At 62.5% G+C, this 11179-nt stretch carries 17 protein-coding genes and 1 pseudogene; 6 read left to right on the forward strand and 12 right to left on the reverse strand.

Going from position 1 to position 11179, the window contains the following annotated elements; all coding sequences use genetic code 11:
* The 4 genes and pseudogenes from FZZ85_RS06415 to FZZ85_RS06430 all read left to right on the forward strand — a co-directional run.
* Positions 1-292 (forward strand): annotated as a pseudogene (locus FZZ85_RS06415) (alpha/beta hydrolase); the annotation flags it as partial.
* A complete protein-coding gene (locus tag FZZ85_RS06420) occupies positions 226-1038 on the forward strand; it encodes a methyltransferase (RefSeq protein ID WP_226413355.1) in 813 nt (270 codons plus the stop codon). The pseudogene FZZ85_RS06415 and the gene FZZ85_RS06420, both read left to right, overlap by 67 nt.
* Complete coding sequence (bioD, locus tag FZZ85_RS06425; protein ID WP_226413357.1) at positions 1035-1694, forward strand: dethiobiotin synthase; 660 nt, start codon at positions 1035-1037, stop codon at positions 1692-1694. Before FZZ85_RS06420 ends, bioD begins: the two co-directional genes overlap by 4 nt.
* Positions 1691-1846 (forward strand): hypothetical protein, encoded by a 156-nt coding sequence (locus FZZ85_RS06430; protein WP_226413359.1) that lies wholly within the window; start codon positions 1691-1693, stop codon positions 1844-1846. Before bioD ends, FZZ85_RS06430 begins: the two co-directional genes overlap by 4 nt.
* Before the next feature lie 4 nt (positions 1847-1850).
* Here the strand turns inward: FZZ85_RS06430 and FZZ85_RS06435 are convergent, their stop codons facing one another.
* On the reverse strand, positions 1851-2111 hold the full coding sequence (locus tag FZZ85_RS06435) for a hypothetical protein (protein ID WP_226413361.1): 261 nt from the start codon (positions 2109-2111) through the stop codon (positions 1851-1853).
* Between the two features lie 31 nt (positions 2112-2142).
* Here FZZ85_RS06435 and bioA point away from each other — a divergent pair, with 31 nt between their 5' ends.
* On the forward strand, positions 2143-3441 hold the full coding sequence (bioA, locus tag FZZ85_RS06440; RefSeq protein WP_226413363.1) for an adenosylmethionine--8-amino-7-oxononanoate transaminase: 1299 nt from the start codon (positions 2143-2145) through the stop codon (positions 3439-3441).
* An 11-nt stretch (positions 3442-3452) separates the two neighbouring features.
* On the opposite strand, the gene FZZ85_RS06445 is transcribed toward bioA, so the two are convergent.
* Positions 3453-3725, reverse strand: a complete 273-nt coding sequence (locus tag FZZ85_RS06445) for a DUF3143 domain-containing protein (protein ID WP_226413365.1) — start codon at positions 3723-3725, stop codon at positions 3453-3455.
* Positions 3667-4206 (reverse strand): J domain-containing protein, encoded by a 540-nt coding sequence (locus tag FZZ85_RS06450; protein ID WP_255616052.1) that lies wholly within the window; start codon positions 4204-4206, stop codon positions 3667-3669. Before FZZ85_RS06450 ends, FZZ85_RS06445 begins: the two co-directional genes overlap by 59 nt.
* Before the next feature lie 25 nt (positions 4207-4231).
* On the opposite strand from FZZ85_RS06450, the gene rsmG reads away from it, so the two are divergent.
* On the forward strand, positions 4232-4963 hold the full coding sequence (rsmG, locus tag FZZ85_RS06455) for a 16S rRNA (guanine(527)-N(7))-methyltransferase RsmG (protein WP_226413369.1): 732 nt from the start codon (positions 4232-4234) through the stop codon (positions 4961-4963).
* Between the two features lie 9 nt (positions 4964-4972).
* Here rsmG and FZZ85_RS06460 read toward each other — a convergent pair whose 3' ends face one another.
* The 9 genes from FZZ85_RS06460 to FZZ85_RS06495 form a co-directional block, all read right to left on the reverse strand.
* Complete coding sequence (locus FZZ85_RS06460; RefSeq protein ID WP_226413371.1) at positions 4973-6172, reverse strand: aldo/keto reductase; 1200 nt, start codon at positions 6170-6172, stop codon at positions 4973-4975.
* Entirely contained in the window at positions 6172-6522 is a 351-nt protein-coding gene (locus FZZ85_RS06465; protein WP_226413603.1) for a ferredoxin, read from the reverse strand. Before FZZ85_RS06465 ends, FZZ85_RS06460 begins: the two co-directional genes overlap by 1 nt.
* A gap of 3 nt (positions 6523-6525) precedes the next feature.
* The gene (locus FZZ85_RS06470) at positions 6526-6918 is read right to left on the reverse strand and encodes a DUF1257 domain-containing protein (RefSeq protein ID WP_226413373.1); all 393 of its coding nucleotides are present in this window, start codon (positions 6916-6918) and stop codon (positions 6526-6528) included.
* Entirely contained in the window at positions 6918-7121 is a 204-nt protein-coding gene (locus tag FZZ85_RS06475; protein ID WP_226413375.1) for a DUF2997 domain-containing protein, read from the reverse strand. Before FZZ85_RS06475 ends, FZZ85_RS06470 begins: the two co-directional genes overlap by 1 nt.
* 74 nt (positions 7122-7195) lie before the next feature.
* Positions 7196-8008 (reverse strand): HEAT repeat domain-containing protein, encoded by an 813-nt coding sequence (locus FZZ85_RS06480; RefSeq protein WP_226413377.1) that lies wholly within the window; start codon positions 8006-8008, stop codon positions 7196-7198.
* A 30-nt stretch (positions 8009-8038) separates the two neighbouring features.
* On the reverse strand, positions 8039-8164 hold the full coding sequence (locus FZZ85_RS12065) for a hypothetical protein (RefSeq protein ID WP_255444647.1): 126 nt from the start codon (positions 8162-8164) through the stop codon (positions 8039-8041).
* Positions 8165-8194: 30 nt separating this feature from the next.
* Complete coding sequence (locus FZZ85_RS06485) at positions 8195-9949, reverse strand: sodium:solute symporter family protein (RefSeq protein WP_226413379.1); 1755 nt, start codon at positions 9947-9949, stop codon at positions 8195-8197.
* A 10-nt stretch (positions 9950-9959) separates the two neighbouring features.
* Complete coding sequence (gene rlmN, locus FZZ85_RS06490; protein WP_226413381.1) at positions 9960-11018, reverse strand: 23S rRNA (adenine(2503)-C(2))-methyltransferase RlmN; 1059 nt, start codon at positions 11016-11018, stop codon at positions 9960-9962.
* Positions 11015-11167, reverse strand: coding sequence for a high light inducible protein (locus FZZ85_RS06495; protein ID WP_226413623.1), 153 nt, complete (start codon positions 11165-11167; stop codon positions 11015-11017). Before FZZ85_RS06495 ends, rlmN begins: the two co-directional genes overlap by 4 nt.
* Positions 11168-11179: the final 12 nt, after the last annotated feature.

The following is an 11179-nucleotide window of genomic DNA, read 5'->3' on the forward strand; positions in this document are numbered from 1 at the left end:
GCCCCCAGCCCCCCTATTACAAGGTTTGACGAGCCTGGGGCGCCAGCGGCTGCAGCAAGATCTGGAGCTTCTGGCGCACTGCCAGACCCTGCCGATGGGATGGCCTGAAGCAGTGCCTGTGCTGGTGGTGCAGGGCGAACGGGACGCTGTGGTGCACGCCGCATCGGCGCAGCAGCTAATCGATGATCTGAGACAGCAGCCGCTGACCCTCCATCGGGATCTGAATTGGGGCCACGCACTAATCACACCAACGGTGCTCTCGGTGGTGCAGCAATGGCTGGGGGCCTTGTGATTCGCCCCGATCAGGTGCTGGAGCGCTTCAGTCGCGCAGCGCCGACCTACGCGGGCGACGCGCAGCTGCAACGGGCCATGGCCTGGCGCTTAGCCCAACTCAGCCGCCACTGCTCCATCCGGCGCGGCCTGTGGGCAGACCTCGGCAGCGGCACCGGTCATCTGGCCGCAGCCCTGGAAGCCGCTCACCCGGGGCAGCGAGTGATCCGCCTTGATGGCAGTGCCGCCATGTTGAACAGCCACCCCCGTGGAACACGCACCCTGCGGTATGACCTGAGCTGCGGGCTACCAGACTGGAAAGAGCCACCGCAACTGCTGGCCTCCAGCTTTGTTTTGCATTGGTTGCCAGATCCAGCGCAACAGCTTCGGCGTTGGGTGGATGCGCTGCCAAAAGGGGGCTGGCTGGCCCTAGCGGTGCCGGTGGACGGAAGTTTTCCGCAATGGCAGCACGCCGCCCGCGCAGCAGATCAGGCCTGCACGGCCTTGACCATGCCGGTGCGAGAGCAACTGATAGCGGCCTTGCCCGATGGCGTGGTGCAACGGGACGAGTGCCTGAGCTTCACCCAACACGCCCCCAATCCACTGCGGCTGCTGCGACCGATGAGCAGCATTGGCGCCTCCGTCACCAACGGTGGCCGGCTCTCCCCAGGCCAGTGGAAGGCCGTCTTCCGGGCTTGGCCTCAAGCCAACGCATCACCCGGGTTCGCCCTGACCTGGAGGATGTGGGTTCTCATGGTGAAGCGATGAACGGCAGCGGCAGTCGCCTGGTGGTGTGCGGAACCGACACGGACGTCGGCAAAACCGTGGTGAGTGCGTGGCTCGTGCAGGGGCTTCAGGCCAGCTACTGGAAACCGGTGCAGAGCGGACTGGAGGGCGGCGGAGACCGCGAACGGGTGCGGGAGCTGTTGAACCTCCCGCCGGAACGGATGCTGCCCGAGGCCTATGCCTTCCGAGAGCCGGTCTCCCCCCACTGGGCCGCTGAACTGGACGACACGCCGCTCAACACATCACAACTCAGCATTCCCGACCATCAGGGATCGCTGGTGGTTGAGACAGCTGGAGGGTTAATGGTGCCCCTCACCCGCAACTGGCTCCAGATCGATCAACTCGTGGAGTGGCAGTTGCCAATCGTTCTGGTGGCCCGCAGTGGGCTGGGCACCCTCAACCACACCCTGCTCAGCCTGGAAGCGATGAGACGGCGGAATCTCACGGTGTTGGGGCTGATCCTCAACGGCCCCCTCCATGCCGACAACCCGAGGACCCTCGAACAGTTCGGTGACGTCCCCGTTCTGGCGCAGCTTCCCCCCCAGGCCTCGCTATCCGCAACGGTGCTGGAGCGGCTTTGGCGCGAGAAGGATCTCACCACTACATTCCGACAAGTGTTGAAGCGATCGTCCCCGTGAATTCACGTCAAACCCTGGCGACCCTTGCTGTTTCAGCACTCTGCGTTGGAATTCTGGTGCTGTTTACCGATATCGAAGTGCAGCTGGTGCGCTGGGTGAACTGCAGCGCCATTGCCACAGAGGCAGAAAAGAAGAGTGAGGTCTGCCGCTGAAGACTCAGCCCAGGGCCTTTGAACCGGTGGGGCAGGCGCCCAGTCGCATCGCTGCATGTCTCACGGCGATCCGCAGCGGCCATCCATGACTGAGTTCAGCCTGGATCAACTCCAGCTGGGACGACGACCAACCCCGCAGCTCGAGATCACTGCGAATCGACTGCCAGTCGCCCTCCGGGAGAACAAGGCGTCGATTGGCCGACGGCTCAGGCTGCCTGCCGGGAACAAAACTCTTGGATTGACGACGGGTGCGTGGGGCAGCCATCCGGGGCATCTCAAACAGCCTCAGATCCAATATGGCAAAAGCTGCCGCTGCTGCCATGGAGTCGATCCGCCATCCGAATCTGTGGCCCCCCTTCACCCAGATGGCCAGCGCAGCTAAATCCCAACGGGTGGTGGCCGGAGACGGGGCTCTGCTGATTCGTGAAAAGGGGGAGCCGCTGATCGATGCCATCAGCAGCTGGTGGGTCACCCTTCACGGCCATGCCCATCCGGTGTTGGCCAAAGCCATCGCCGATCAGGCCGCCCGCCTCGAGCAGGTGATTTTTGCCGACTTCACCCATGAGCCTGCGGAACAGCTGGCCGTACGCCTGAGTGGACTATGCGGACTGCAACGGCTGTTCTTCTCTGACAACGGCTCCACTGCGGTGGAAGTAGCGCTCAAGATCGCCTGCCAGTGGTGGGCCAACCGGGGCCAACCGCGATATCAGATCGTCGCCTTCGACGGGGCATACCACGGCGACACCTTCGGGGCGATGGCCGTTGGCGAACGCAACCTGTTCAGCGCGCCCTTTGAAGACAAACTCTTTCCCGTCGCCCGTGTTCCCTGGCCGGCTACCTGGTGGGATGACGACGCCGTGGAAGCCAAGGAATCGGCAGCACTGGAGGTACTCGAGCGGGTGCTGGAGACACCGACTGCGGCGGTAATCCTCGAGCCCCTGCTGCAGGGGGCCGGCGGCATGGCCATGGTGCGGCCCGAGTTTCTGCAACAGGTGGAGGCACGCACCCGTCAGGCTGGAGCACTGCTGATTGCCGATGAAGTGCTGACCGGATTCGGACGCTGCGGCGACTGGTTCGCCAGCCGTCGGGCGGGCATCCGGCCGGATCTGATGGCGCTGTCCAAAGGCTTGACGGGTGGATGTCTGCCAATGGGCGTGACCATGGCCAGCGAAGCGGTGTTTGAAGCCTTTGTCGGTGACGACCCTTGCCTGACCCTTTGGCACGGCCACAGCTTCACGGCCAATCCGCTGGGCTGCGCCGCGGCCAACGCCAGCCTCGATCTGATGGAGCGCAACCCCGCGGCCTTTCAACAGTTCGAACAACGGCATCGTCCGCACCTCGAACGGTTGGCACGCCATCCGCGGGTCCAACACCCCCGGCTGACGGGGACGGTTGCCGGTTTCGACCTCGTTGTGGAGGGAACCTCGGGCTACCTCAACCCGGCGGGGCCGAGATTGAAACGGCTAGCGATGGAGAACGGCGTCTTCCTCCGCCCCCTTGGCCAGGTCGTCTATCTGCTGCCACCGCTCTGCATCAGCGATGTCCAGCTGGAACGGTGCTACCTAGTGCTGGAAATGGCCCTCGACCAGCTCTGAACGTTGTGGCCTCAGGGACCCGCCTGAATCGCCGCCTCAACATCGGCCCTGGAGAGGCCGTAGGGCAGCGAGCACTGCAGCATCGCTTCCAAGGAACCCGGGTGCCAGATCACTTTGAGGTCCTCCCGTTCCAGCAGCAACAGCGCCCTCCACTCAGAACGCTCCAGGATCCACTGGCAGGGGGGGTCGTCCATTCGGACGGCACCCAGCTGCTGAAGCCAGGCCTCAAGCGCCGGGAGAGAGTGCTGATTCAGCGGGGTGCTCTCCGGGGGCAGGGCGGCCATCAGGTTGCGAACGCACGGATATCTTCGAATTCTGCTCATCCGCCAGCCAACTCGGCGATACCTGCCAGTCGCGGCCCTGGGCAAGAGCCACGCCCAACCCCAGCACCAGGCTGAGCAACAGCGCGATGCTCAACAGCACCAGCGAGAACCATTCCCCGCCGGAGAGTGGCCTTCGTTGACCGATGCCCTGCCAGGCATCCAGGCGGGGCTGACTCTGCAGGGGCAGGGGCGATGACGGCGTCTGTGCACCAAGACCGAGGGTTGCTTGGCTCTGACGCAGCAGAACGTCGTAGGACTGCTTGAGCTCCTGAAAAGCAATGCTGGCCTGCTCGGGCGGCAGTTGAGTGGTGTCGGGATGCAGGGCCTTGGACTGGCGTCGAAAGGCCTGGCGCAAGGTTTCAGCGTCAACCCCGGGGCGCACGCCAAGCCGTTCATGATGGCTGGGGTGAGCTTCGGACACAGAAGACAGCCGGTCCTTCATCCTAAGAAGAGTTGTGTGTGCAGCCATGGCCGCCACCACGCCTGAACCGGCGTTCTGGGACGCCCTGGGATGGCACCCATCGCCAGGGCAGCGCGACCAGCTGGTGGAGCTTCAAGGCCTCCTGCAGAGCTGGAATGAACGGGTCAACCTCACGCGCCTGGTGAACGGCGATGATTTCTGGATTGGTCAGGTCTTTGACAGCCTCTGGCCACTGGCGGGGGAACTCCAATCAGCGAACGAGCCGCAGCACTGGATTGATGTAGGGACCGGGGGCGGCTTCCCCGGTCTCGCAGTCGCAATTGCCCTACCCCAGTCAAAAGTGACCCTGCTGGATTCCGTCGGGCGCAAGACCGCCGCCGTGGAAGCCATGGCCAGCAGCCTGGGGCTTGCTGATCGGGTGCGGGTCCGCACCGAGCGGATCGAAACCACCGGGCGCGATCACAACTTCCGCGGCAGCTTCGATCGAGCCGTGGCTAGGGCTGTGGCGGCAGCTCCTGTGGTGGCCGAATACCTCGTGCCCTTGCTGAAAACCGACGGCCAGGCCCTGCTGTATCGGGGCCAGTGGAATGACACCGATGCCGTTCCGTTCAACAGAGCCCTGCGCCAGCTGCAGGCCCGTCTGATGGAGGTGCAGCACCGGCAACTGCCCTGTGATCGCGGTACGCGCCATCTTCTGCGGGTGCAGCCGAACGGCCCCTGCCCCCGCAGCTACCCAAGGGCCGTGGGAACGCCCAGCCGAGATCCCCTCGGGGGATAAGACGAACACTCAGACGCTCGACAAGCGCATCTGGGATTCGCCCTTGAGCCGGTGCTTGAGGCTGCGAAGGATATCGGGGATGCGCTGACGCCATGGGCTCTCCTGCAGGACGCTCCGCAGCTCTTCGGCACTTACCTCCCAATCAAAGCCATCGGCATTGGCGCCTGCGAACCAATGCCCGCCAGAGCCCAACAACCCATATCGGGCTTTGGCATAACTCTCGAGATCCCAGGCCTCCAGAAGGTTGTACAACCAAAGCAACACCGGCAGGTTGATCCCCCCAGGCGTCGCATGCCAAGGCGGCAGCCCGACGGACCAGGTGGCCATCCAGTCACGACCCAGTGCTTCATCGGCCGCTTGCCGAAGCCGCTGATCCACCGGCGCAATCAAGGACGCCGCATCCGGCAGCAAGTGCAACGCCTCCAGATGAAGCTCGAGATCCTCCGGCCGGGCCGCTCCCACGCTGATGGTGTGCACCCGCGGATCCTGGAGACAAAACAGGTCGTTAAAGACGATGGGATGCAACGGTGCACAAAGCTCCAACAGCCGTTGGGATGGCGTGTGCAGATGGCCGCCTTTGTCAGTGGGGCTGATGATGAACACCCCCATGTCTTGACGGCGGGCCGCATCCAAGGCGGGACTGTTGTCCTGGCGGATGTAATACCAGTGCAGATTGACGTAATCGAAGGCTCCGGAGTCGCAGGCCTCTGCGATCAAGGCTGTGGGGCCATGGGTGGAGAAGCCCACATGACCAATGCGACCCTCCGCCTGCCAGCGACGCACCACCTCCATACACCCCCCGGGCTCAAGGGTCTGCTCGAGATGCTCCGGCAGGTTGATGCCATGGATAGCCAAGAAATCCAGGCGATCACATCCCAGCCGCTCAAAACTGAGCTCCAGTTCCGATTCGAAGGCGTCGGGATCAGGACGTGGAGGCACCTTGCTCTGCAGCAGTCGGGAGGGATCTGGTGTACGCGGCAGGGCCCAACCCAGCTGACGCTCGGAGCTGCCGTAGTGCCGCGCCGTTTCCACATGATGAAAACCCAAATCCACAGCGCGCTTCAAGGTCGCCTCGAGCTGAGTCTGCGACGCAGACGTGATTTCATCGGCAGGAAGGTCGGTCCAACTCTGCTGAAAGCGCATCCCACCCAGAGACAACAAGGGGATCTCAAGCTCCGTTCGGCCGAATCGGCGGGTGGGCAGCGCCATCAACCCTGGGGACGGGGTTGCAGATTCTGGCGAATCAGGTTTTGCCGCAACGTTTCCAACGACTCAAAGGGAACCCAGTGGATGCAATCCACGGGACAGGTGTCGATGGCCTCCTGAATGCATTCAGTGGAGTCGCCATCCTGTCGGATCGCTCTGGAACGTCCCAGATTTGGCTCCAAAACGAAGGTATTAGCTGCCACGTGGGCGCAGTAGCGACAGCCAATGCATACAGCTTCATCCACCCAGACAGCCTGGTCGCGCATGTCACCACCGAGCAGAGGCTCCCTACCGGTGGATTGCTCCAGCGGCCGAGCCGGGGCAGAAAAGGCGTGAGACGAAGGATCAGCCAGGATTCAGGCGTCCCAGCGGGTCACCACGAGTTCAATCGAACCATCCTCGGTTTGGGTCTGTTCGGCAACCTGAAAACCTTCCTTTGTGGTGGCAGCCAGAACCGTATTTAAGGCATAGCGCTGAGCGAGCTTGGAGAGGAAGCGTTCCACCGGAATCTGTTGTTTCCACAGATCGAGGTCGGTGACCAGCTCGTAGGACTCAGATGCGCTGTTCCAGCGGAAGCCAATATCCCCACCGTCCTGCACTGCAATGGCCAAATCAGCCGTAACGGTTTGGCCGCGGTATCCACGCACAGGGCGTTCACCCTGATCAGGGGCGTAACCCATGTCTTCCAAAGCTTTGACCAGAGGCTGCAGCTGACGCAGTTCGGTTTTGACGGTGCTGAAATGCGACATCAGTTCAGATGAGCTGGAAGAGACTGGGACTGGACCTCAGGCTGCAGAAACGCTTCGGATGTGGACTCCTGACGTTCAACCGTTCCAAGAGCAGCTTCAACTTGTGCAGTGAGCTGCTGGCACGCCTCGCCTGCAACACCCTCGACCCGTTCTTCCACACGACCATCAGGCCGAATGGTGAAACGAAGGGTCTTTTGGGGCATCGAAGAGGCGTGATTTGCGTCGCAATCTAGTGGGGGTCTCCCCCGAATGTTGCCTTCCTCGTTACACAGCCCAGTTACAGGATGAAACCGTCGTTGATCAAAGCCTGCAGACGTTCTAGGACTAGCGGGTCCTCAAGCTGCTCTAGGGCGGTTCTGGCCTCATCGCGCACAGAGATCTCTCCGTCATGGAGCAGGGCACTCACCAAAGACTCAACGATCTCAGCTTGTCGCGGCTGCACCAGCTGATCGATCAAACGGCCCAAAGCCCAGATGCAGTTGCTGCGCACCACCGCTTCACTGTCGATGCGCAGACTCACCAGCAATTGACCCGCCGCGGGGTCGGCCTTGACTGGTGAACGGCTGCCAGCCTCCGCCAGTGAGCCTGGACACCAAAGGCGCACAGCCGCGACATCCGTCTGCAATGCCCGGATAAGCGGATTCAGCACCGGAGCATCTGGGAAATTACCCAGGCTCCAGGCCGCAGCCTTACGGACGTAGGCATTGGCATCGAGCTGCAGCAGCTGCAACAGCGGCTCAACAGCCGGAGGAGATGGGTTGCGACCCAAGGCGTAGACGGCACTCATCCGCTCCACCGGACAGGAGTTCTGGAGCAAGGGCAGCAGCAGAGCGATGGCACGTGGATCACGGTGTTCACAGAACACCTGCAAGCCTTGGAGCCGTTCTCCATGGTTGCCACGCAACCAGATCAGACCCTGGTCACAAGAGCGGGCAATTTGCAGAGAGGAATCCTGCTCGGCGTCGTCGAGCTGGATCGCATCAAGCGGATCAACATCGTCTTCCACTGCTAGCTCACGCGCCAGCAGATCAGGATCCACCGAAAGGTTGGACAGCCCCTGGTCCTTCTGTTGGCTGCGATCGTCAGTCATGCAGGGATGCTACGGGAGCCATTCCAGGGCTCAACCCATGGGAGCTGGAGCCAGCATGTCACCGGGAAGCCAGATACGGGCACTCACGGCCACCAACGCCAGGGCAAACAGGAGAACAATCAGAGCCGGCAGAAGCGTGGAACGAAAAAACGACACCGAAACACTGCAATCAAGAAGCCATTCTGCTCAAGACGGCACGGCATAGACACGCCGCCTCAGCTGCCAGATGGAGAGGATCAGCACCGACAGACAGATCCAACCAGTCCACTGTTGATGCAACAGGAATCCTCCGGTGCCGAGCAGACCGCCGAACAGCACACCGCAGGCCAGCACAAAGCGCCGCAGCATGGCGGGCAGAGACTCCATCGGCATGACACCGAAGCGCTGGCGCAGGTGTGACCAACCGGGGCCTGGAGGACGCACCGTCCGCACAAACCGCTCCAAGACAGCGTCGGATTCCGGAGGTGTGCTCAGCATCACCGCCAACCAGACCACAGCGGAGAGGCCGGTGATCACCGCAATACGAACCCCGTAATCCTCGATCCGAACCAGGGGCACCACCGAGGTAAACACCCCAACGAAAAACCCGCAGAGCATCGCCGACAGCTCCGCTGCGGCGTTAACGCGCCACCAGAACCAGCGCAGCACCAGAACCACGCCTGGGCCGGACCCGATGGCGATCACCAGCCGAAACACCGTGCCGATGCTGTCGCTAATCAAAGCGGTGATCACCCCAAGAACAAGCAGCAGAACCGTGGTGAGTTGTCCCACCAGCAACAGCTCGCGCGGACCGGCGAAGGGTCGAACAAAGCGCTGATAGAGGTCGTGAGTGAGGTAGCTGGCTCCCCAGTTCACCGAGGTGCTCACGGTGCTCATGAACGCCGCCACCAGGGAAATCACAACCAGGCCGAGCGCCACGGGGGGCAGCAGTTGCACAGCCAGGGTGGGATAGCCGAGCTCCAGATCAGCCCCAGCTGGCAACAGCACCAGAGCCGCCAAGGCGACCACGATCCAGAGCCAGCTTCGCAGGAGGTAATTCACCACCAGAAACACCCAACCCGCCAGCCGTGCCTGATGCTCATCACGGGTGGCCAGCATCCGCTGGATGAACTCGCCGCCACCATCGCTACGACGAAAACTCCACCACTGCACAGCGATGTAAGCCGTGAACATCGGGATGCTGATGCCACTGCCCTGCAACCAGCGGAAGCCCGAGTCATCCCAGGTCCAGGGCACCAGGGACAGCAGCTCTGGCCGCTGCAGCGCCTGCAGTTGCTCCAACAGCGCCGTCATCCCTCCTGCGGCATGGAGGGCAGCCGCGGCCACAGCTACGGCACCCGCCAACGCCAGCACGAGCTGGACCAGATCGGTCACCACGACAGCCCAGAGCCCACCAGCCACGGTGTAACTCATCACGAGCAGGGCCACGACCATCAACAACCAGACCGTGTCCGTCAGTCCCAGTGCAGCAGGTTGACCCGACACCAGGCCCAGGGCTTCCACCACCTTGCGGAGGGCGAGGAAGGCATACCCGATGCCGATGCAGTTCACCGGCACGGCCAACAGGAAAGCCTTGATACCGCGCAACCAAGCCGCCGCCGCTCCGCCGTAGCGCAACTCGGTAAAGGCGGCGTCGGTGAGCACACCGCTGCGGCGCCAGAGGGGTGCGAAGACAACCGCCATCGCCACATGGGCCAAACCAAAACTCCACCACTCCCAGTTGCCCGCCAGGCCGCGGGCACCCACCAGGCCGGCGACGTAGAGCGGCGTGTCGATAGAGAAGGTGGTCGCCGCCATCGAGGCGCCGGCCAACCAACCGTTCAGACGACGGCCAGCCACGAAATAATCCGCTTCGCCACTATTGCGGCGGGCTAGCCACAACCCCAGCACCAGGGTGAGAACGAGGTAAGAAGCGAGAAGCAGCCAATCGATTGCTGTCATTCGCAGACCTTTAGTTCCCCGATGAATTGGGAGCCATCTGCTGACGCCGGAGCTGACCGCAAGCCGCATTTTGATCCAGCCCCCGGCTTGCCCTCAGACTCACGGCGACACCGCGTCGCTCCAGAACACGACGAAACGCCTCAATCCGCTGCGGCGTCGGTCGCTTGAACTCCTCCTCCTCAATCGGGTTGTAGGCGATCAGGTTCACGTGGCTCTGGAAACCGCCAACGCGATCCGCCAGCTCTGCGGCGTGCTCTGGCTGATCGTTGAGTTCACCCAAAAGGATGTACTCAAAACTCACCCGCCGACCGGTCACATCCAAATAGTGACGGCAATCCTCAAGCAGGGCGTCATAGGGGTAGGCATGGGCTGTGGGAATCAGCTCCTCGCGCAGCCGCTGGTTGGGGGCATGGAGACTCACCGCCAGGGTGAACTGGGCGCGGCCCAACCGCTGCATGGCCAGCTCTGCCAGTTGCGGCAGGGTTTTCGGAACACCCACCGTGCTGACGGTGATGCGCCTTTGGCCGATACCAAGGTCATCATTGAGGCAGCGAATCGCCTCTAGGACAGCGCTGCTGTTGAGCAGGGGCTCGCCCATGCCCATGAACACGATGTGGGAGGGACGACGGTCCATCGCCTCACGCACACTCAGCACCTGATCCACGATTTCGTGGGTCTGGAGTGAACGCTGCAGGCCTCCTTTACCGGTAGCGCAAAAGCGGCAGGCCATGGGACAACCCACCTGGCTGGACACACAGACGGTGAGCCGTTGGTCGGTGGGAATACCGACAGTTTCAATGGTTTCGCCGTCCTCTGTGGAGAGCAGCAATTTGGTTGTGGCATCCGTGGCCACCGAACGATGCACTTCCTTCAGTCGGCCCACATCAATGCCGCCCTCCAACAAGGAGGCACGCCAGGTCTTGGGGAAAACCGTGATGTCGGCCAAGGATCGAGCCCCCTTGGCATAGATCCAGTCATGGAGCTGACGGCCACGGAACGGCTTTTGCCCCTGGGCGACGGCCCAGTCCTGCAGCTCGGCCGCGCTGCGACCCAGCAGAGCCTGGGTCACCAGATCAGCAGACCATGGCCCAGCTTGATCTCCACCGCCATCAGGGCGATGAAGCCAAGCATGGCCAAACGTCCATTCAGCCGCTCGGTATGGGTGTGGAACCCATATTTGGGCAGGCGTCTCTTGGGAATCTCAGTGGGCTCAAACATGGAAGGGGCTGC

The sequence above is a fragment of the Synechococcus sp. MU1642 genome (assembly GCF_020514115.1).
Lineage (GTDB): Bacteria > Cyanobacteriota > Cyanobacteriia > PCC-6307 > Cyanobiaceae > Parasynechococcus.

Excerpts from the sequence above, each read along its gene's own strand:
- bioD (WP_226413357.1), top strand. The coding sequence starts at position 1,035 with ATGAACGGCAGCGGCAGTCGCCTGGTGGTGTGCGGAACCGACACGGAC.
- FZZ85_RS06435 (WP_226413361.1), bottom strand. The coding sequence starts at position 2,111 with ATGGCTGCCCCACGCACCCGTCGTCAATCCAAGAGTTTTGTTCCCGGC.
- bioA (WP_226413363.1), top strand. The coding sequence starts at position 2,143 with ATGGCAAAAGCTGCCGCTGCTGCCATGGAGTCGATCCGCCATCCGAAT.
- FZZ85_RS06445 (WP_226413365.1), bottom strand. The coding sequence starts at position 3,725 with ATGGCCGCCCTGCCCCCGGAGAGCACCCCGCTGAATCAGCACTCTCTC.
- FZZ85_RS06450 (WP_255616052.1), bottom strand. The coding sequence starts at position 4,206 with ATGAAGGACCGGCTGTCTTCTGTGTCCGAAGCTCACCCCAGCCATCAT.
- rsmG (WP_226413369.1), top strand. The coding sequence starts at position 4,232 with ATGGCCGCCACCACGCCTGAACCGGCGTTCTGGGACGCCCTGGGATGG.
- FZZ85_RS06460 (WP_226413371.1), bottom strand. The coding sequence starts at position 6,172 with ATGGCGCTGCCCACCCGCCGATTCGGCCGAACGGAGCTTGAGATCCCC.
- FZZ85_RS06470 (WP_226413373.1), bottom strand. The coding sequence starts at position 6,918 with ATGTCGCATTTCAGCACCGTCAAAACCGAACTGCGTCAGCTGCAGCCT.
- FZZ85_RS06475 (WP_226413375.1), bottom strand. The coding sequence starts at position 7,121 with ATGCCCCAAAAGACCCTTCGTTTCACCATTCGGCCTGATGGTCGTGTG.
- FZZ85_RS06480 (WP_226413377.1), bottom strand. The coding sequence starts at position 8,008 with ATGACTGACGATCGCAGCCAACAGAAGGACCAGGGGCTGTCCAACCTT.
- FZZ85_RS06485 (WP_226413379.1), bottom strand. The coding sequence starts at position 9,949 with ATGACAGCAATCGATTGGCTGCTTCTCGCTTCTTACCTCGTTCTCACC.
- FZZ85_RS06495 (WP_226413623.1), bottom strand. The coding sequence starts at position 11,167 with ATGTTTGAGCCCACTGAGATTCCCAAGAGACGCCTGCCCAAATATGGG.